The organism is Micromonospora sp. LOL_013 (assembly GCF_048060315.1).
Taxonomy (GTDB): domain Bacteria; phylum Actinomycetota; class Actinomycetes; order Mycobacteriales; family Micromonosporaceae; genus Micromonospora_E.
The window spans coordinates 68,126-87,273 of record NZ_JBHMIQ010000002.1 but is presented as its reverse complement, the minus strand read 5'-3'; the positions used below and the strand labels follow the sequence as shown (position 1 = coordinate 87,273).

Sequence of the window (19,148 nt, the reverse complement as noted above, 5' to 3'; positions counted from 1 at the left end):
CCGGGACCACTGACCGTGCTCATCGCACAGGCAGTGCGTTAGGTCCATCACAGATGGTCGTAGTTTTCGATGCAACTTGCAAAGGGTTGGCAGTCGAAAGTTCCGGCGTGTCGCCGGGGGCGTACCCGCCCCGGCCACGCCGGATCCGGCTGCCCTGATCCGACCGGCCGGACCCGGCAGTGGTCCGGCCGGCACCCAGATGTCTTGGAGGAATCTCGATCATGCGGTGGACGGTCCAACCGCCTTTCGTCCGCCTGCGGCTACGCCGCGGCGCGCTGCGCTACGCCAGGCACGGCTGGCCGGTGACGCCAGGGGCGTACCTGCACCAGGGGCGCTTCCGGTGCGACCGCCCCGGCTGCCCCACCACAGGCTGTCATCCAGCGTTGCAGCACTGGGAACGGGACGCCAGCGACCAGCGCCACCAGGTCGGCTCGTGGTGGCGCCAGCAGCCGCATACCGTCCTGCTGACCACCGGACAGGCGTTCGACGTACTCGACGTGCCGGCCCGGCTCGGCCTGCGGACGCTGTGCACGCTGCGGCTGCGCGGCGGTGCCGCGGCGCCCGGCCGGGGCCAGCTGCGCGGGCCGGTCGCGGTCACCCCGACCGGGCGGTGGATGTTCCTGGTACGCCCGGGTGACGCGCTGCGCCCGGAGCTGGCCGATTCCCTGGACGTCATCCAGCACGGGCCGGGCTCCTGGATCCCCGCCCCACCGACGGTACTGCCACAGGGGCCGGTCCGCTGGGCGGTCGATCCGGACGAGGTCGGCTGGCGGCTACCTGACTCGTACGCCGTGCAGCGGATCATCGTCGACGCCCGGGAAGCCGCCGCCGCGCCACCACGGCTGCCGCAGCCCCGCAGCGCGCCGGTCGGGCCGCTGCCGGGCACCGTACCGCTCGCTCCGGCGGCCGCGGTGTTCGTCCCCCGGCAGACGTCCACCCTGCGCCGGGCGTTGTGACCTTCCCAGCAGTCACCTGCGGGCGACTCCACCGGCCCGGGTGCTCACCCGGGTAGGCGGATCTTCCCGGCTGCCGCCGGCCCGGGACCTGACGGTCCCGGGCCGGCGGCCGTCCTGTTTGCCGGTTGAGGCGCAAGCTGCAGGACCGGGCTGCGTGAGCGGCGGGCGATTGGGTAATGCCCCGATGGCCGTTCGGTACGCATCGGTTCGGTACGGATCCGGGTTACCGGACCTCGCCACCACGGCACGGCCGTCGGGACGTTCGGAGGGAAGGCACGCCATGCTCAGCAGGGAGGATCAACGCCGGTTCGACCAGATCGCCCGCCATCTGCGGACGACCGATCCGGACTTCGTCGCCCGCCTGGGCGATCAGGCCGCCAACCGGCGGAATCGGGCGGCGATCATCGCCTGTGTGCTGCTCTGGGCGGTGGTGCCGCTGCTCGCCCTGTTCGGCGGCTGGATCGCCGCGTCGATCTGCACGGTGGCGCTCACCGCCGCCGGGCTCCTCGCGCTGCGGGCCCGCCGCTGGTAGCCGCGTCCGCCGTCGGCCGCCCGGCGGGAACAGTCGCCGGCCGGCCGCACCGGCAGCCCGGGTCAGTCGTCGGCCGGCGCGGGTTCGGCGAACCGCCGGTAGGCCCGGCCCAGCACCGTCACCAGGGCCGGTCCGCCGATCGCCGGTGACGGCGCGCCAAGCTGGCGCAGCAGCAGGTCGGCGCGGGCCGGCAGGACCGGCTCACGGTCCGGCAGCGGCACCGGTGCACGCCAGAATCCGGCGTCCGACGTGGCGACGGGTTCGGACAGGCCAGCCAGCGCGGGGCCGGCACCGACCGGGGACCTCACCGGCAGCGCACTGGAGTCGGTGGACGGCGGGGCAGCGTCGGCGGACGACGCACCGCCGTCGCCACGGGCAGACGGCCCGTCGCCGCCACGGGCGAGCCGCAACTGACGCAGTAGGGTGGCCCGGTCCCGCCCCCGCCAATGCAAGATCTGGAACGGGTCGGTGTCGAACTCCTCGGCGAGCAGATAGCAGGTAGCGGCCAGATGCTTGCACGGCACCGCCGTGTCGGGACAGCTGCAGCTCATCGCCAGCTCGTCGACCCCGGCCGGGAACAGGGGTGCCCCGGCGGCGACGAACACCTGCTCCAGCTCCGGCGGCAGGTCACCGGCGAGCAGCCGGGCGCTGTACAGCGCCTGACCGGCCAGGGTGCCTTCGATCCGCCGCCACACCGCATCGCCGTAGCGCCGCAGCCCGATCCGTGCCTGGTACGGCCGGGGCCGGGAACCCTGTACCTGGGCGGTCACCACGCCAGGTGCCACAGTCAGGGCGAGCACCTGCCCGGCTCGGGCGTAGGAGCGGCCCCGGGTCAGCCGGGTGCCGAGCGCGAACGACTCCAGCACGTCGACGAAGCGGCGCGACCACCAGGACTGACCGATCGCGCCCCGGGTGCTGCGGGCCCGCAGCCCGCCGTCGACCCGCCGGGGCCGGCCGAAATCGGCGAACGAGCTCATTCGACCACCGCCCCTGCCTCCAATGTAAACAGATCCCGCAGCTGCGCGGTCGACAGCTCGGTCAGCCACTGCTCACCGCTGCCGACCACGGTCGCGGCGAGGCCACGCTTGTCCGCCACCATCGCCGCGATCTTCTCCTCCACGGTGCCGGCGCAAACGAACTTGCGGACCTGCACCGCCCGCCGCTGGCCGATCCGGAACGCCCGGTCGGTGGCCTGGTCCTCCACCGCCGGGTTCCACCACCGGTCCACATGCACGACATGGTTGGCGGCGGTCAGGGTCAGCCCGGTGCCGCCGGCCTTCAACGACAGAACGAACAGCGGCGGACCGGCCCGCCCGTCGCCGTCGGCGTCGCCGCCGGCCTGGAACCGGGCCACCAGGTCGTCGCGGTCCGCCTTGCCCAGGCCGCCGTGCAGGAACAGCACCTCCCGACCGGTGTACGACGACAGGTACCCGCGCAGCATCGCGCCGAACTCGGCGTACTGGGTGAACAGCAGCGCCTTCTCCCCCGCCGCCAACACTTCGTCGAGGATCCCGGTGAGCCGGGCCAGTTTGCCGGAGCGTCCGGCCAGGTGCGAGCCATCGCGCAGGAACTGCGCCGGGTGGTTGCAGATCTGCTTGAGCTTGGTCATGGTGGCCAGCACCAGGCCGCGACGCTCGACGCCGTCGCTGGACTCGATCCGCCCCATCATGTCGTCAACCACGGCCTGGTAGAGCGACGCCTGCTCGGCGGTGAGGTTGCACACCACCTCCATCTCCAACTTGGCCGGCAGGTCGGAGATGATCGAGGTGTCGGTCTTGAGCCGGCGCAGCACGAACGGGCTGGTGATCCGGCGCAGCCGCTGGGCGGCCTCGGCGTCGCCGTGGCGTTCCACCGGTTCGGCGTAGCGGCGGCGGAAACTGGCCGCGCCGCCGAGCAGGCCCGGATTCGCGAACTCCATGATCGACCACAGGTCGGCGAGGCGGTTCTCCACCGGCGTACCGGTGATCGCGACCCGGTGCCGGGCGGGCAGTGACCGGATCGCGACGGCCTGCCGGGTCGCCGCGTTCTTGATCGCCTGCGCCTCGTCGACCATGATCCGGTGCCAGCCGACGCCGGCCAGGTCGGCGGCGTCCCGGGCGGCCACCGCGTAGGTGGTGACCACCAGCCGGGCGTCGGTCACCGCCGCGACGAATTCCGGGCCGCGGGGTCGGTCGGCGCCGTGGTGCACGTGCACCGTCAGGTCCGGCACGAACCGGGCAGCCTCCCGCTGCCAGTTGCCGACCAGCGACATCGGACAGATCAGCAGCGTCGGTCCGGCGTCGGGTTCGTCGGCGGCGAGCAAGGCGAGCAGCTGTACGGTCTTGCCGAGTCCCATGTCGTCGGCGAGTACCCCGCCGAGTCCCAACGAGTCCAGGAACCGCAGCCAGGCCAGACCCCGCTGCTGGTACGGGCGCAGCCGGCCCCGGAAACCGGCCGGCTCGGTCACCGGGGTGAGCCGGCGCTCCACCTCTCCGCTGAGCAGGTCACCGAGCGCCCCGTCGGCGTCGATGCCGAGCACCGGCAGCGGCAGCGCGACACCGTCGCCGTCGCCGTCGAGAGCGACCCGCAGCAGATCGGTGACGGCCAGCTCACCCCCGGAGCGCAGCAGTTTCAGTCCGGCGGCGAGCCGGGTCGGGTCGACCTCGACCCATTCGCCGCGTAGCCGTACCAGCGGGCTCTTGGCCCGGGCCAGGTCCCGCAGCTCCTGTTCGGTCAGCGGCTGGTCGCCGAGGGCGACCTCCCAGCGGTAGTCGACCAGGGCGGACGTGCCGAAGTCGCGGTCGACGGCGACGGTACCCGGGGCGGTACGGCTGCTCGCCCGCAGCCGGGCACCGAGTCGGGCGGTGGGCCGCCGCCACCACGACGGCAGCAGGACGCCGAACCCGGCGGCGTGCAGGGCCGGCGCGCCGTCGCGCAGGAACCGGTGGGCGGCGGCGACGTCCAGGTCCATCCCGTCGGGGGCGGCGGTGCGCAGCGCGTCGTCGATCGCCGGCCACAGGCGGCTGGCCCGGCCGAGCTCGGCCAGCAACGTCTCCTGCGGGTCGGCGGTGTGCCGGGTGAGCGGCTGAAGCTGCCGGCCGCCGCGCCAGATCGCAGCGGCGTCGACCAGCAGGCTCGGCTCGGCGGTGGCCTGCAACGCGAACTCCAGCCGCCAGCCGACGGTGGCGGCACCGTCAGTGGTGTCACCGTCGGTGCCGGAATCGTCGATGGCGGGATCGGGGTCGCGTTCGGGTTCGCGCAGCCGGAACAGGGCCCGCACCGGGCCGCCGGCCGCGTCCCGCTGCCAGTGCTCCAGCTCGGCGACGAGCGCGTCGAGTGCCGCGACCGGGGCGGTGAAGTCCCGCCGGGGCCCGGTCAACGCGGCCAGCCAGGCGTCGCGGGCGGCCAACGGCCCGGACCGGGCACGGTCCTCGGCCAGCCGTACACCGTGCAGCGCGGCGCGGGCGGCGGCGTCGGTCAGCGCGTCCAGTGCCTCGGCGACACGCCGGTGTCCGGTGCCGGACGCCCCGGCGGCCAGCGCCGCCGCCGGGGTGGCCAACGCCAGCGACCGGGCCCACCGTTGGTCGACACCGGTCAGCAGCGGCAGCCAGCAGGCGGTGGCCGACCCGGGTGCCGCGCCGGGCCGGGCAGCGGGTAGCACCCGGCCCCGGGCGACCAGTTCGGCGGCGAACCCGGCGAACAGCGCCAGGTGGCGCACCCCGGCGCCGATCACGAGCCCGCCCGGCAGATCGTCGCCCGGCAGACCGTCACCAGGCGCGATGTCGGCTGCCGGATCGACCTCGTGCAGAGTGCAGAGCACCGGCAACGCCTCGTCGGCGTCGAACTCCAGGGTGGACACCAGCCAGTCGGCGCGGCCGCCGTCGCGGGCCAGCCCGGTGGTCGGCGCGTCGGACTGGGTACGGACCAGCTCCGGTGACTCGACCGGAGCACCGGTGATGGTCGGCAGCCGGACCGCCGTACTGCCGGTGACCGCCTTCACCGCCACCGGCCCGAGCAGTGGGCTCAGCGCGGCGACCAGGGTCTCGTGGCCGGCGGCGAACGGGTGCGGCCGGCGGCGCGGCGGCCGCCCCGGCCGCCGGGGCGGCGCCGACGGCAATGTCGAGTCCTCGGCCCAGACGGCGAGCCGACCGGCGGGGCCGAGTAGCCCCTGCACCACCAGCACACTCACTCCTTCGCCGTCGCACCTGCGCCGATGGTACGGGTGGTCCGGCTGGCACGGCCGACGCCACCGCCGGGGGCGGTCAGCCGTGCCAGGAGCGCCACAAGGCGGCGTATGCGCCGTCGGCGGCGATCAACTCGTCGTGGCTGCCCTGCTCGGTAATTCGACCCTGGTCCAGCACCGCCACCCGGTCGGCGTCGTGGGCCGAGTTCAACCGGTGTGCGATGGCGATGACGGTCCGCCCGGCCAGTACCGCCGCCAACGCCTGCTCGGTCCGGCGAGCGGTGGTCGGGTCCAGTGCCGCGGTCGCCTCGTCCAGGATAAGGATGTCCGGATCGGCGAGCACCAGCCGGGCGAGCGCCACCTGCTGGGCGTGCGCGGCCGGCAGGTCGAGCGCGCCGTCGCCGAGCAACGTGTCCAGGCCGGCGGACAGGTCGGCGTACCAGTCGGCACCGACGGTGACCAACGCGGACCGCAACGCCTGGTCGGACGCTTCGGGGGCGGCGAACCGCAGGTTCTCACGCAGCGTACCGATGAAAACGTGGTGTTCCTGGGTAACCAGGGCGATCCGGCGGCGCCGCTGCGCCGGGTCGAGTTCGGTGACCGGGCAGCCGCCGAGGAGCACCGCGCCGTCGCGGGGCGCCTCGATGCCGGCGATCAGCCGGGCCAGGGTGGACTTGCCCGCCCCGGACGGGCCGACGATCGCCAGCCGTTGCCCGGCGGCCACCGTCAGGTCGATGCCGCGCAGCACGTCGACGCCGCCGCCGTAGCCGAAGGTCAGACCGGTCACCCGCACCTCACGGCCGGTCGGCGTGGCGTTCCGGCCGCGCGGCTCCGGCGGCACCTGCCCGACGCCGAGCACCCGGGCGTACGACGCCAGCCCACGCTGGGCCTGTTCGATCCACTGCAGGATGGTGTCCAACGGCTCGACGGCCTGCTGCAGGTAGAGCGCGGCGGCGACCACCGCGCCGAGGGTGACGGTCTCCCGGTGCAGCAGCAGCCCGCCGACCAGCAACGCGGCACCGATCGGCAACGCGACACTGGCCTCGGCCACCGGAAAGTACACCGAACGCAGTGCGAGGGTGGCCCGCCGGGCGGCCCACAGGTCGGCGATCCGGGTCCGGCCGGCGCGGATCCGTTCGTCGCCCAGCCGCAGCGCCTCCACCGTACGGGCACCGTCGGCGGTGGTGGTCAACGTGTCGGTCAACGCGGCCATCGCCGCGCCCTCGGTCAGGTAGGCCGGGCGCGCCCGACGCAGGTACCACCGGGTCACCGCCACGATCGACGGCAGGCCGATCAGGCCGGCCAGCCCCAGCAGCGGATGCAGCCAGAACACCGCGCCGAGCAGCAGGACCAGCTGCGCGGTGGCGATCACCACCACCGGCACCACATCGCGGACCATGGTGCCGACCGTGGCGACGTCACTGGAGCTGCGGGTGGCGAGGTCGCCGGTGCCGGCTCGTTCGACCACCGACACCGGTAGTCCGAGGACGCGGTGCACGAAGTCCTCGCGGAGCCGGGCAACCGCCCGTTCGCCGAAGCGCAGCCCGACGTACCGGGCGAAGCGGGTGAGCAGCCCTTCCAGCAGGACGAACCCGATCAGCGCCGCCGCCAGCCGATTGACCGCCGCCACCGACGCACCGACGGTGACCACGTCGACGATCCGGCCGAGCAGCCACGGCCCGGCCAGGCCGGCCAGGGCCGCGCCGACGTGCAGCACCAGGATGCCGGCGACCACCCAGCGTTGCTGACCGAGTAGTTCACCGGTCGCCCGCCGGACGGTACGCGGATCGGCCACCGGCAACCGACCGGAGGCGGTCACGGTTGCCCCGCCCCGGGCGTCGGCCCCGCGGCCGGCCCCGCAGTCGGCCCCGCAGTCGGCCCCAGGGTCGGTCCGGCCGCGTCGGTCAGTTCGCCGCCCCGGGCGACCAGCGCTCGGTAGTCCGGGTCGCCGACCAGCAGCTCCGGGTGGCCGCCGATCCCGACAACCCGACCGCCGCGCAGGTACGCCACCGTGTCGGTGACCGCGAGCAGCAGCGGGGACGTGGTTACCAGCACCGTGGTCCGGTCTGCCCGCGCGACCCGCAGCCGGTCGGCGACCCGTGCCTCGGTATGCGCGTCGACCGCCGAGGTCGGCTCGATCAGGATCAGCACCTCCGGCTCCACCAGCAGCGCCCGGGCCAGCCGGACCCGCTGGCGCTGGCCACCGGAGAGGGTACGGGCGCGACTGCCGATCGGGGTAGCCAGGCCGTCCGGCAGCGACGTCAGCACGTCGTCGGCGGACGCGACCCGGACCGCCGCCCGCACCCGTCGGTCACCGGCCGCGTCCGGCTCGTCCGCCCGCCCACCCTGCAGGATCTGCCGCAGCGTGCCGGCGAACAGGTACGCGTCGTGGTCAGCGACCAGGATCCGGGCCCGCACCTCGTCGAGCGCGACCGCGCCCAGCGGCACCGCGCCCCAGGTCACCCCGGACCGGCGGAACCGGCCCAGCCGGTCGGCCAGGGCCTGCCCGTCGCCCGGGTCGTCGGCCGCCACCCCGATCATCCGTCCCGCCGGCACGGTCAACCCACTGTCGGGGTCGTGCAGGTCTGCCGGCTGCCGTGGAGCGGCGGTGCGCCGCACCGCCAGTTCCGTCACCGGGTCAGGGGTGAGCCGCAGCAGGGCCACGATCCGGCGGGCCGCGACCCGGCCCCGGATGAACTGGTAGCTGCCCTCCTGCAGGAACCAGACCGGGACGGTCAGCGCGGCCACGTACCCGTAGACGGCGACCAGCTCCCCGATGGTGATCTCGTCGGCGACCGCCATCCGGGCGGAGATCCACACCACGGCGGCGAGGAACAGGCCGGGGACGGTGACGGTGAGTGCCTCGATCCAGCTGTTCACCGCTGCGACCCGGTAGCCGTGCCCACGCAGCCGCTGAGAGTGCTCGACGTAGCGGTCGGCGAACAGGGACCGACCGCCGACCCCGGCCAGCACCCGCAGCCCGGCGACGATGTCACCGGCGCGGGCGGTGAGCTGGCCCTGTTCCCGCCGATAGGTCTGCTCGGCCCGGTCCAACCGGCGCAGCAGCGGGCCGAGCAGCGCCGCGACCACCGGCACGCCGATCAGGATGACCGCAGCAAGCACCGGCGAGACCGTCCAGAGCAGGACCGCGACCACCAGGTACGCCAGCACCGCGCCGACGCCCGGCCCGGTCAGGGTGAGCACGTGCGAGGTGTGGGTGATGTCGGTGCCGCCGACGGTGGCCACCTCGCCGGTGGCGAGCCGGCTCGGTAGGACCGCGCCGATGCGCGCCAGCTGCCGCGACAGCACCCCGGCGGACCGGGCGGTGGCGTCCTCGCGGATGTAGGTCATCGTGCGGTGCCGCAGCACACCGACCACGGAGATCAGCACCCCGGCGACCAGGACGGCGCCGACCCACCACGCCAGTACGGCCCACCGGCCGGGACGCAGTCCGTCGTCGATCGCCCGGGCCACCAGGTACGGCCGACCGGCCAGGCCGACCATCCACACCGTACTGAGCAACGCGCCGCGCAGTACCCGCCACGGTTGGCGACACACCAGCCACCACAGGTAGCGCACCGGCCCCCGGATATCGGGACTGCCCGGATCGGGGTGCGGGATCAGCGGCGGCACCGGCCCAGGCTAAAACGTCCCAACTCACACCGCCGACACATTTTCCCCCGTCGGCCGGCTGTGTCGTCGGTCACCGGGCACCGCCGAGCTGGGCCGCACCGCGACCGGGCAGCTGGCACCGGTCGGGCAGAATCGGCGGCAGTCCGATGATTCGATCATCGGGGTGGGTCGACCCTGGGATGGTCCTGGCTGGTGTGGCCGGTCGGGGCTGCCGTGCTGACGGCCGCCGGATATGTCACGGCGACGCTGCCCCGACGTCGGGCGCACCAGCACGCCCGGCGCGCCGACGAGCTGTGGCGTGCCGCAGCCGGACCGCAGGACCGGGCATGGGACGCGCCGTCGGCACCGAGGTGGTGACGGCACGTCGCCGACGGCGCGACCCTGGCCGACGCGCCGCGACCGGATGCGTCGGCCGCCGCTGCCACGCTCGGCCAGCAGATCATCGACCTGGACCGCCGGTACGTGCGGGCGAACGAGGTACGCCGGCGACGAACAGGACACGGTCGGCGGCACCGGGGAGCGAGGTGACTTCGTCCGGCGGTACCGTCGACTCACCATGGACTACACCGACCTGCTTGCCGACATCGTCGCCGCCGACCGGGCCGACCGGCTCACCGCCCGGCTGGAGCAGTTGATCGGACGCGGCCGCGAGCTGGCTGGCTCCCCCGCCGTACCGGGGGGCTGAGCGGATGCGCGGCGCGCGGCCGGCGGCCGGCGGTGGCCGGTGGGTGGAGATCTCCCCGGAGCGTCTGCGGGGCTGGCTGGACGGCTTCTACGGCCGGCACGACGGCGCCACCGAGGACGGGCTGACCCTGACCGGGGCCAGCAACGGCGACACGGCGACCCTGCATCCGCCGCCCGGAGTCGACGGGATCAACGACGTCGACGGTCTGCTCGCCGCACTGATCCGGCCGCCGCGCATCGGCCTGCTGCTGGCCCGCAAGGGCGCGGTGGCGGTCGGTGTCGTCGACGGCACCAATGTTGCGGTGTCCAAGGTGGAGCGCCACTACGTGCAGGGACGCACCGCCGCCGGCGGGCAGTCACAGCAGCGGTACGCCCGGCGGCGCGACAACCAGGCGACGGCGGCGGCCGGCCGGGCCGCCGACATCGTGGCCCGGGTGCTGCTGCCATTCTGTCCCGCCGACGCTGAGGAGCCGATCCGCGCGCTGGTCTGCGGCGGCGACCGGTTGATGGTCGACGCGGTCCTCGCCGACCGGCGGCTGGCACCGTTGCTGCCGGTGCGCCACCCGCACCTGCTGGACTGCCCCGAGCCACGGCTCGCCGTGCTGCAGGACGCCGCAGTCGCCGCCCGTCGCGTCCGCATCCACCTGGTGCCGTAGGCCGGACGCCGTCGGCTCAGGAACGAACGAACGTCGCGGTGCCGGTGTTGCTCGGCGAACCCGCGTCCACCCAGTGCATGTCCGCCCGGTCCGACTCCTGCAGGATCAGGGTCCACTGCGCCGCGCCGACGCACAGGGACCGCGAGTTGACCGTCGTACGCTGACGCAGGTGGATCTCCCGGTCTCGAACTGCTCCCGGCCCAGCGGCACCTCCGTCTCCAGCATCAGGACGTGGACCGACGTCGCCGCCGCCCGCTCGTCAGCCACAGTGGCCGTCGCGCCGAACGTACCTCGCCGACCGCCACGTCGGGCGGCGACCTGGGACATCTACCAGGGCCTACATCCATTGGCCGCCACCGCCGCCGTCGTGCTGGCCTGGTTCTACACCGCACCGCCCGGCCGGTTCAACTACCGAGGCTTGGGTGAGGTGACCGTCGCGGCGATCCTCAACGGGCTGTGGCCGATGGTCGCAGTGCTGCTGCAGACCGTTCGGATGATGGTGATGAACCTCGGCGACCGCGGCGATGCTCGGCGTCCTGCTCGGCGCGGTGCTCGCCGGATACCTGGGCCTGTTCGCCCACCGGATGTGGCTGGCCGGACGGACCTGCCCGACCAGCGCACCGGTCGACCACCGCTGATCACAACGACTGGGGCACCAACTGGTCCGGCACCGCCGTCGGTGCCGGACCGGTGTCGTCGGCCGCTGACCGGTCGGCGTCGGCGACCGCCGGCCCGGTGGGTGGCTCGGCGGCCAGCAGTTCGTTGAGCACCTGGATGGCACCGGTGATCCGCAGCAGGGTCTGCTGGATGTCGGCCCGCCTGGCCTCCACCTCGGCGAGCATCTGCTGGCCGGCGCGCAACTCGGCCTCCAGCTCGGCAACCCGCTGTTCCAGTTGTTCCCGCATAGGTTCGTCCGTCCCGTCGAAGGTCGCTTGTCACTCGTTGGAGATTTCGAACTGCCAGAAGGTCCTCGTGTGCGAAGCAGGAGGCTGCCCCGGAATCCAGGTCAGGGCGTGGAAGTATGGGCCGCCGTCATACTTTCTGCCACTGTCCCAGATGTAGCTGTCGTAGAAGGTGTTCCGTAGCTTGCAGACCAGCTCGTTGTCGGCCAGCTTCTTCAGGATCTTCAGCTCACGCTCACCGATGACGACGTCACCGATCCGCACCGTCCTCGCGGTCACCTGCCCGGCATGTACACCGCGATACTCGCCATCGCCCGATCTGAAATGGAAACCGTCCGGGTCCACTTCGAGCTGGTACGCGTAGCGGCCACCGTGCTGGAACCGGATGGCGAGCGTCGTGGGCGGCACGGTGGGCGGCGCCGCGTCGGCCTGTAGCAGCTCCAGGAAGACGAGCTTGCGTCCCGGCTCGACGTCGCGGGCGTCGCGGCGCAACAGCAGATGCCGGTGCTCGGCCCGCACGGCCAACTGGTGACCCTCGACGGCATTCATGCCGACCCCGACCTGGCCGGCCGGGTTGATGGTGAGCCGGGCGGCCTGACTGGTGACCAGCGTCAGCGGGCTCGTCGTCCCGGTGCCCACGATCATCCCGGCCGGCGCACCGAACATCCCGGTGTCGTGCGCCATCACCCGGCCGTCCACCTTCGCCGTGCGTACCGACAGCTTGGTGGTCGCCGTGCCGACCACGTCGACCACCCGCCCCCAGCCGTCGGCACCCGACAGGTCGGTGGTGCCGATGCCGACGTGGCCGTCCGCGCCGACGAAGAGCCGGGTCGTTCCGGCCGGATCCGAGTTGTGGGTCCGCACGTGCAGGCCACGCCCGGCGGCCGACCGTCCGTCGTACTCCACCGAGAAGCCCTGGTTGGCCGCGCCGGCCCAGAACCTTATCCCGCCGCGACGCTGATCGTCGGCGGCGAGCCGGAACGTCAGATGCCGGTCCTGCGGGTCGAAGTCGCCCACGTCCAGACCGCCGCCGACGGCGTCGGTGCCGATCCCGATGCCGCCGGACATCGACAGGCTGGACCGATGGGCGGTGGTCGGGTCGACCGTGACGTCGCCGTTGTCGGCCACCGTGAGCCGGCCGAGCAGCACCGTCGGCCCCTCCAGCTCGGGCGGGGCCTCGGCGGGGGCGACCGCCGTCGCGCCGTTCGGGGCGACCGCCACGACCTTTGGCCGCTCCTCCCAGCGTCGGGCGCCTACCCCTCCGTCCCCGGTCTGCCCCACGTCCGTCGGGGACTCCTGGTAGGCCAGATGCACCTCGATGTTCTGCTGGTTGGCGAATCCCGGACCCAGCGACAGGTCGGTGCCGGCGGCCAGGACGAGGTGCCGGCCCAGGGCGTCGACCGCCATCCCGGCGGAGACGGTGACCGTGGTCGGCTCGTCCGCCGCGGTCAGGGTCAGGCCGTCGCTGACGCCGGTGAGCCGCAGCAGCCGACTCTGCCGGCGCTCGCGGTCCAGGTGGAACTTCTGCTCGTCGATGAAGTCCTGGTCCTCCAGGAACTGCCCGTCGAAGAAGCGGACACGCTTCGATACGACGTCAGGTTGGGTGTAGTCCGCCATCGGACCTCCTCCGGTTTCAGGTCGAGTCGCGCGTGCCGAGCAACGTGTTGCGGTTGAGGACGAGCCGCTCCGGCTTGCCGCCCTCGCGTTCCTTCAGCTCCTCGGATACCAGCCGCATCGTGGGCACCACGACCTTGAGCGCATAGAACGTGTGGGCCGGCTTCTCCCGGTCGATGATCGCCCGCGCGGTCTCCTGCACCCTGCGCAGCTCGTCGCGATCGGCGGCGCCCAGAGTCAGCTGGACCTGGAAGTAGTGGGCGGGAGTGTCGTAATCGTCGAGGATCACCACATCCTCCCGGGTCACCTGGTCGGCCAACGGCCGCAGGTAGATCTCCAGCATGCGGCGCAGCCCGGCCAGGGTCCCCCGCTGCCGGTACAGCGGCACGACCTCCCGGATGAAGCCACGCTTGGTGGCCGCGTCCCAGTCCGCGCGTAGGCTCAGCGCCACCCACCCGGCCAGCCACGGCAGGAAGTCCTCACCGGTGTGCACCGGGTCGATGTAGTCGGCGGACCGCTCAATGGTCTGTTCCAGGCCCTCGACGTCGTCGCGGCCGGTCAGGATCGCTTCGAAGGCCAGCAGGAAACGGCCGGCGAACGGGTCCTCCCGGAACATCGCCGGCAGGTGGTCGAGGTACCGACTCATGGCGTGCCCTCCCCACTCGGCAGGTGGGTGCGGCCGTACGTGTCGTAACCGACCAGGGCCAGCCGGGCCAGCCGGGGCAGCTGGTGCACATCCAACTCGATGCTGCCCGCCACACCGTCGACGCTGGCGGCGGCGACTCCGGCGGCGGCACCATTTGCGTTGACCGGGGTGAGCCGAACGTTCTCGATGTAGTCGAGCAGCGGTGACTGCTCGAGTACGGCGTACACCTCGGACGGGTGGATGCCCTGCCCGAAGGGCCAGCCGGTGCCGGCGGCACCGCCGGTGAGCGGGTCGTAGAACCGGTGCAGCCGGGCCTGTGCGTCGGCGAGGGCGTCGGCCGGCGGGGCGTCCTCGCGCAGCGCCAGGTCGGCCGAGACGCCGATGTCGACGTACTGCGGGCCGACGACATGGTGGCGTACGGTCAGCAGCCGACGCGGCTCGAGAAAGTCGTGCAGCTCGGTGGTCAGCGCGTCGGTGGGCACCGGATGGGTGTCGGTCGCCGCGCCCGGCTCAGGGACGACGATGACGCTGACGTGCGCCGGGGCGGGCGCGGCCGGATCGGCGGCAGCGAGGTTGCGGCCGGCGACGCACCGGACCCGTTGGACCGGGGCCAGCCCGGCGGCCTGCGACTGAGTTGGCCAGGTCCGACGGACCAGGTACTCGTAGTCGTCGGCGGTCGCGGCCCGGTAGCGCTCGTGCAGGTCGGCCACGGTCTGCCGGACGGCGTCGTCGAGCCCACCGGTGGCCGGTGGTGTCCACTCCGGGCCGTTGAGCAGCTGCAGGAAGTTGCGGGTGTGGCTCTGCGGGATCTGGTTGACCTGGTACAGCTGCATCTCGGTCAGCCAGGCCAGCATCTCGACCAGGACGATGCCGGGGTCGCTCGGGTTGTGGTCGGTCCACTCCGGCAGCAGGGCCGGGATCAGCGACCGCGCCTCGCCTACGAGGTCGTCGTAGTCGCGGTCGTCGAGATTCGGCAACGGAATCGGCACGGCGGTCCTCACGCTGGAAGGGTCACGGTGATCTGGTGCCGCCCGGAGTAGACCAGCGCCCGCGCCAGCCACCGGGTCAGGTCCGCGGCCACCGGCTCTGCCGCACCCTGCGCGAGCGAACGGTCCAGGACCGCCGCCAGCCGCTCACCGAGGGCTTCGGATTCGGCCACCTGCGCCACCGCGAGCTCGCGGACATGGTCGACTCCGTCGACGGCGGTGACCGCCGCGTACAGGTCCGAGCGGTGCGGCTTGCGGCCGAACGCCCAGCCGGTGCCGTCCGGTCCGCCGGTCAGCGGATGCAGGAAGCGGTCCAGGGTCTGCTCGACCCGCGCCCGGACCAGCCCGGCGGACTCAGGCGTGGTGGCCACCACCGTGGCGGTGACGGTCACCTCGATCCACTCCGGTCCGGCGACCCAGAGGCCGACGGTCGGCGCGCACCGGGCCCGCAGGTGCTGATCCACCTGGCGCAGCAACCCCAGGCTGGGCGCCGGTCGGGCGGCGGTGGAGACCGGAACCACGATGACCCCGACCCCGCCGACGTCGGCCTGCTGATGCTCACCGCCCGGCTGCTCGCCCGGATCGAGCCACAGGTTGAACGGGTCGAACCCGCTCGGCGGCACCGCCTGGGCCCGGGCCACCTCCGCCGAGGACTCGAACGCAAGGTCCACGAAGTCGTCGACCGTGACCGCCCGGTCACGGTGGCGCAGCGCCTTCGGTCCCCGGGCCCGCACCCGGTCCAGCGGCTCCCAGCCGGCACCGCCGGAAGCCGGCTCGTGGTTGGTCACCGAGTCCAGGTAGGGCACCGCAGATTTCAGGGTGACGACGGTGCCCGCCGGACGGTTTCCCTGCTCACCGCCGCCGGTGCGGTAGGTGATCCGGACGTTGTTCTGCCCGAGCGGCACCACCCGCCCCGCCTGGCCGTCGCCGAATCCGATCTCACCGGTGGCGGCGTCGATGGTGTAGTGCCGGTCGCCCGGCCCGGAACGGTGGAAGTCCGTGACCTCGTGCCAGCGTACCCAGGCCTGCTCAGCATCGTCGGTGACCGCGCCTGGGCCGTCGGCCGCGACGAGCGCGGCCTCCTCTGCCGGCGACGGCCGCTGCGGCTCGCGGACGACGAGCTGCTGGCCGGCCAGCACCGGCGTCTGCGCGGTGGTCAGCCGTTGGCCGGCCTCGGCGACGCCCGATCCGAGGATCTCCTCGGTGCTGGTCGTCGTCTGCGTCGCCCAGGTCGTGTTGGGTGCGACCCGGCGCAGCCGGGGCGGGGTCGCGAAGCTGCCGCGCCGGTGCCGTAGGCGCAGCCAGCGCCGATGCTGACCGAAACGTTCCCGGGCGGTCAGGTCCGGCGGACCGACGAAGCGGACCACGCCACGGTCGCCCAGCGTCCCGGTCTCGTCGATCGCGGCCAATGGCCGCCAGCCGTCGACGCCGCTGTACTCCCACACCAGGTCGGCCCGGTCGGTCAGGTCGGCCCCGGCGAGCCGGTCGGCGGCCACCTCCTCCGGCGCCGGTGGCTCGACCTGGAGGTAGAGCGTGACCGGGCGGTTGCCGAACGGCTGGTCGAAGCCGAGGTAGAGGGCGGGCTCGCGGCTCGGATTGGGGACGAACGGGGTGACCTCCCACGGCTCGTCGCCGTCGCGGTGGTGGGTGACGAGGCGGAAGTCGTTCTCGGTCACGCAGGCCTGTGCCGGGACCGCGGCGGCGAGACCAGCGCGGGACCGCCACGACAACGTGGTGACGACCGGCGGCGCGAAGGTCGCGTCGACCAGTTCGTAGCCGCCGTCGTCGTTGCGCGTGTAGTGGGCCGCGGCCCCGTAGTCGCCACCGATCAGCCGGACCCGCACCCAGTACTCCTCGACCCCGTTGACCCCGGTGGGCGCGAAGCCGACCGGCGGGGTGAGCGTCACGGTGGCGCTGTCGGTGAAGGCGTACTCCGGATCGTCGACGGTCACCGAACGCCAGGCCGCGCCGTCCCAGGCCTCCCAGACGAGCCGTGGGTGACCCTCGGTGCGTACCGGCGGCACCGCAGGGCCGGCCGGGTCGTCCGGGCCCGGCGGGTCGGCCGGCCCGTTGGTCAGCGTCACCTCGACGACGAGCTCCGCGCCCGGCCAGACCAGGTTCGCCGGGCAGGCCAGGTAGCAGGTGTCGTTGAACCGGGGCTGCTCGCCGAAGGGACGGAAGTCCTTGGTCACGTCGATCGGGCTGGTGTTGCTGACGGCTCGCGGCAGCGCCACCGGATCCGGTTCCGTCTGCATCGATACGTCGATGGCGGTGATGACGGGCAGCTCCCAGTCATAGCCGACGGTCACCGCCGCCAGCTGGGGCAGGGTGGCGTACGTCGCACCGTCGTCGACGATCTCGGCCCGCAGCCAGTGGCCGGACCGTCCCTGGAACAGCTCGGCCGGCCACTCGGCCGGCATTCGGAAGCTGATGTCGCCGGCGCGGGTCAGCGCCTGCGTACCGTCGCGCAGCCTGGCGGGAGTGTCGAATCCGGACGCCACCTGCGCCGTGCTGGACTGGCCCAGCGGCTGCCATTCGTCGCCGACCTTGTACGACCACACCACCTGCACCCTGGTGTCCGGGACGGCCGTTGCCGGTCGGGCGAGGGTGACGGTCAGTCGGACGACGGCACCGGGAAGAGCCGTCGCCGTCGGGACGCTGAGGTAGCACCGCCTGACCTGGCTGCTCTCACCGAACGGGAAGACCCCCGCGACGTCAACCTGCGGGGTGCGCTGACCGGCCGCGACGGCGTCGAGGGCCAGCCCGGGGACCGGGTGGGGCAGCGGCATGTCGAGCTGTGCCCGTAACCATCCGGCGGTGGTGCCGTTCACGTCGTACGCGGGCAGGGGCGGCAGGCCGGCGAGGGTCACCACCAACGCGGTGTCCGTCAGCACCGTGTCGGCATCGACCGGCTGCCACCGGGCGCCGTCCCAGTACGCCCAGGAAATCGGCCAACCGCCGAGCATCGTGACGTCCGTGGTGGTCAACCGCACGGCGACGGTCTTGGTCCCCTCGGTGACGAGGACCGGGTCGCAGGCCAGGTAGAACCGGTGCGGCACCGGCTGGTCACCGGTGAAGGCAGCGAACGACTCGTCGCGCTGGCCGGTACCCGCGGCGCTGCGGTCGGCGTAACTGTCCCGCAGCGCGTCGTCCACGAGCACGGCCTGCAGCTGGGCCGGGGTGACCACCAGGTCGGTCGCGGTCTCGAAGACGACCTCGTCGTCCTCGCCGTCGCGCGGGGTGGCCGCGACCTGGGTGCCGGCCGGGACCACCGCTTCGGTGCGGCCGCCCGGGGCCAGGGCGAAGGTGAGCGGTACGCGGGCCGGTCGCGGCGGCACCGGCCGGGTCCCGATCAGGTTGAGGAACGCGAGGTAGTCGCGTTCGGGCACCTGGTTCAGCCGCTGCACCACCAACTCGGCGTAGCGGGCGAAGATGCCGATCAGTGCCTGGCCGGCGTCGGGTCGCCCGTCGGCGGGTGGCCGCCAGTCGCTGTACCGGGTCACCAGCGCGGTGGTCTGCGCGGCGAGCGCTGCCCGGTCGCGGGGATCGATGGGTGGGGGCTGTCCGGTCATGCCAGGTAGAAGGGGTAGACGAGGTTGAACCGGCTGTTGGTCGAGCGCACCTGGTAGTTGATCTCGATGAGCAGGCGGCGCCGGTCGGCGGGGTCAGGTGCGGCGTAGACGTCCAGCACGTCGATCCGGGGTTCCCAGCGGGCCAGTGCCTCGCGCACCGACCGGCTGACCCGACCGGCGGTGCCGATGTCGTTGACGTCGAACACGATGTCGTGGATGCCGCAGCCGAATTCCGGCCGCATCACCCGCTCGCCGGGTGCGGTGCCGAGGATGAGTCCGATCGATTGGCGGATCAGTGCCGCGCCGTCGTCGCTGAGCCGGATGCCCTGCGCCGGCTCGTGGCCGACCGGGAACGCCCAACCGGTGCCGAGGAAGCCGTGTTTCACCGTGCCGGTCACCCGATCGTCACCGTGCCCGTGGCCAGCACCGTGCCGCTCGGCAGGTCCTGCGGATCGTTGCAGGTCGAGGCCAGGTCACCGGACCTGATCGCCGGCTTTCCGTTGATCTTCACTGTCGCGCTGCCGCCTTCGAGGGTGGCCGTGTTCGACGGCTGCTTCTGGAACGACGTGCCGGGCGCGGTGGGTACGTGTGCCGGGGTGTTCTCGGCGGTGGAGCCGGCCACCGCCGCCGGCTTACCCATGATCTTGACGTCGGCGCTCAGCCCGCCGTTGATGATCCCGGTGAAGGGATGCGGCAACGGTGTCGGTGTCGGCGCGGGTGCCCCGGGCACCATGACGATGTGGATGTCGGTCGCGTTGACCCGGTCACCCTGCTTCGCCGCGAACTGCCCCATGAGAACTCACCC

Annotated in this window: 16 protein-coding genes; 5 read left to right on the top strand and 11 right to left on the bottom strand. The window is 73.1% G+C overall.

Annotated elements, in window-relative coordinates:
* Positions 1 to 221 precede the first annotated feature (221 nt).
* Positions 222 to 956 (top strand): bifunctional DNA primase/polymerase, encoded by a 735-nt coding sequence (locus ACFHWS_RS02230; protein WP_416556346.1) that lies wholly within the window; start codon positions 222 to 224, stop codon positions 954 to 956.
* Between the two features lie 280 nt (positions 957 to 1,236).
* The gene (locus ACFHWS_RS02225) at positions 1,237 to 1,488 is read left to right on the top strand and encodes a DUF3040 domain-containing protein (protein ID WP_416556345.1); all 252 of its coding nucleotides are present in this window, start codon (positions 1,237 to 1,239) and stop codon (positions 1,486 to 1,488) included.
* Between the two features lie 62 nt (positions 1,489 to 1,550).
* Here ACFHWS_RS02225 and ACFHWS_RS02220 read toward each other — a convergent pair whose 3' ends face one another.
* The 4 genes from ACFHWS_RS02220 to ACFHWS_RS02205 all read right to left on the bottom strand — a co-directional run bounded on the left by ACFHWS_RS02220 (position 1,551) and on the right by ACFHWS_RS02205 (position 9,283).
* Positions 1,551 to 2,465 carry an SWIM zinc finger family protein gene (locus ACFHWS_RS02220; protein WP_416556344.1) on the bottom strand — a complete coding sequence of 305 codons (915 nt, stop codon included), beginning with the start codon at positions 2,463 to 2,465 and terminating at the stop codon, positions 1,551 to 1,553.
* Positions 2,462 to 5,650 (bottom strand): SNF2-related protein, encoded by a 3,189-nt coding sequence (locus tag ACFHWS_RS02215; protein ID WP_416567529.1) that lies wholly within the window; start codon positions 5,648 to 5,650, stop codon positions 2,462 to 2,464. The genes ACFHWS_RS02220 and ACFHWS_RS02215 overlap by 4 nt, the downstream gene beginning before the upstream one ends.
* 79 nt (positions 5,651 to 5,729) lie before the next feature.
* The gene (locus ACFHWS_RS02210) at positions 5,730 to 7,469 is read right to left on the bottom strand and encodes an ABC transporter ATP-binding protein (RefSeq protein ID WP_416556342.1); all 1,740 of its coding nucleotides are present in this window, start codon (positions 7,467 to 7,469) and stop codon (positions 5,730 to 5,732) included.
* Positions 7,466 to 9,283: an ABC transporter transmembrane domain-containing protein gene (locus tag ACFHWS_RS02205; RefSeq protein ID WP_416556341.1), complete on the bottom strand. Its 1,818-nt coding sequence runs from the start codon at positions 9,281 to 9,283 to the stop codon at positions 7,466 to 7,468. Before ACFHWS_RS02205 ends, ACFHWS_RS02210 begins: the two co-directional genes overlap by 4 nt.
* 192 nt (positions 9,284 to 9,475) lie before the next feature.
* Between ACFHWS_RS02205 and ACFHWS_RS02200 the strand changes: the two genes are divergently transcribed.
* From ACFHWS_RS02200 to ACFHWS_RS02190, 3 genes are all read left to right on the top strand, one after another.
* Positions 9,476 to 9,640 carry a hypothetical protein gene (locus ACFHWS_RS02200; protein WP_416556340.1) on the top strand — a complete coding sequence of 55 codons (165 nt, stop codon included), beginning with the start codon at positions 9,476 to 9,478 and terminating at the stop codon, positions 9,638 to 9,640.
* A gap of 199 nt (positions 9,641 to 9,839) precedes the next feature.
* Positions 9,840 to 9,968: a hypothetical protein gene (locus ACFHWS_RS02195; protein ID WP_416556339.1), complete on the top strand. Its 129-nt coding sequence runs from the start codon at positions 9,840 to 9,842 to the stop codon at positions 9,966 to 9,968.
* Between the two features lie 4 nt (positions 9,969 to 9,972).
* Positions 9,973 to 10,623 (top strand): acVLRF1 family peptidyl-tRNA hydrolase, encoded by a 651-nt coding sequence (locus ACFHWS_RS02190; protein WP_416556338.1) that lies wholly within the window; start codon positions 9,973 to 9,975, stop codon positions 10,621 to 10,623.
* 638 nt (positions 10,624 to 11,261) lie between these two features.
* Here the strand turns inward: ACFHWS_RS02190 and ACFHWS_RS02185 are convergent.
* The 7 genes from ACFHWS_RS02185 to ACFHWS_RS02155 are packed head-to-tail and all read right to left on the bottom strand — an operon-like array spanning position 11,262 to position 19,136.
* On the bottom strand, positions 11,262 to 11,528 hold the full coding sequence (locus tag ACFHWS_RS02185; protein ID WP_416556337.1) for a hypothetical protein: 267 nt from the start codon (positions 11,526 to 11,528) through the stop codon (positions 11,262 to 11,264).
* Between the two features lie 30 nt (positions 11,529 to 11,558).
* On the bottom strand, positions 11,559 to 13,142 hold the full coding sequence (locus ACFHWS_RS02180; RefSeq protein WP_416567528.1) for a hypothetical protein: 1,584 nt from the start codon (positions 13,140 to 13,142) through the stop codon (positions 11,559 to 11,561).
* Between the two features lie 16 nt (positions 13,143 to 13,158).
* Positions 13,159 to 13,785, bottom strand: a complete 627-nt coding sequence (locus ACFHWS_RS02175) for a phage tail protein (RefSeq protein ID WP_416556335.1) — start codon at positions 13,783 to 13,785, stop codon at positions 13,159 to 13,161.
* Positions 13,782 to 14,786, bottom strand: coding sequence for a hypothetical protein (locus ACFHWS_RS02170; protein ID WP_416556334.1), 1,005 nt, complete (start codon positions 14,784 to 14,786; stop codon positions 13,782 to 13,784). The genes ACFHWS_RS02175 and ACFHWS_RS02170 overlap by 4 nt, the downstream gene beginning before the upstream one ends.
* Entirely contained in the window at positions 14,783 to 18,343 is a 3,561-nt protein-coding gene (locus ACFHWS_RS02165) for a putative baseplate assembly protein (protein ID WP_416567527.1), read from the bottom strand. Before ACFHWS_RS02165 ends, ACFHWS_RS02170 begins: the two co-directional genes overlap by 4 nt.
* A complete protein-coding gene (locus ACFHWS_RS02160) occupies positions 18,340 to 18,741 on the bottom strand; it encodes a GPW/gp25 family protein (RefSeq protein WP_416567526.1) in 402 nt (133 codons plus the stop codon). The genes ACFHWS_RS02165 and ACFHWS_RS02160 overlap by 4 nt, the downstream gene beginning before the upstream one ends.
* On the bottom strand, positions 18,738 to 19,136 hold the full coding sequence (locus ACFHWS_RS02155) for a PAAR domain-containing protein (protein ID WP_289210482.1): 399 nt from the start codon (positions 19,134 to 19,136) through the stop codon (positions 18,738 to 18,740). Before ACFHWS_RS02155 ends, ACFHWS_RS02160 begins: the two co-directional genes overlap by 4 nt.
* Between the last annotated feature and the right edge of the window lie 12 nt (positions 19,137 to 19,148).

What these genes read in the sequence shown, in the direction of transcription:
- ACFHWS_RS02155 (WP_289210482.1), bottom strand. Translation starts at nt 19,136, where the DNA reads ATGGGGCAGTTCGCGGCGAAGCAGGGTGACCGGGTCAACGCGACCGAC.
- ACFHWS_RS02185 (WP_416556337.1), bottom strand. Translation starts at nt 11,528, where the DNA reads ATGCGGGAACAACTGGAACAGCGGGTTGCCGAGCTGGAGGCCGAGTTG.
- ACFHWS_RS02190 (WP_416556338.1), top strand. Translation starts at nt 9,973, where the DNA reads ATGCGCGGCGCGCGGCCGGCGGCCGGCGGTGGCCGGTGGGTGGAGATC.
- ACFHWS_RS02175 (WP_416556335.1), bottom strand. Translation starts at nt 13,785, where the DNA reads ATGAGTCGGTACCTCGACCACCTGCCGGCGATGTTCCGGGAGGACCCG.
- ACFHWS_RS02180 (WP_416567528.1), bottom strand. Translation starts at nt 13,142, where the DNA reads ATGGCGGACTACACCCAACCTGACGTCGTATCGAAGCGTGTCCGCTTC.
- ACFHWS_RS02225 (WP_416556345.1), top strand. Translation starts at nt 1,237, where the DNA reads ATGCTCAGCAGGGAGGATCAACGCCGGTTCGACCAGATCGCCCGCCAT.
- ACFHWS_RS02220 (WP_416556344.1), bottom strand. Translation starts at nt 2,465, where the DNA reads ATGAGCTCGTTCGCCGATTTCGGCCGGCCCCGGCGGGTCGACGGCGGG.
- ACFHWS_RS02165 (WP_416567527.1), bottom strand. Translation starts at nt 18,343, where the DNA reads ATGACCGGACAGCCCCCACCCATCGATCCCCGCGACCGGGCAGCGCTC.
- ACFHWS_RS02195 (WP_416556339.1), top strand. Translation starts at nt 9,840, where the DNA reads ATGGACTACACCGACCTGCTTGCCGACATCGTCGCCGCCGACCGGGCC.
- ACFHWS_RS02230 (WP_416556346.1), top strand. Translation starts at nt 222, where the DNA reads ATGCGGTGGACGGTCCAACCGCCTTTCGTCCGCCTGCGGCTACGCCGC.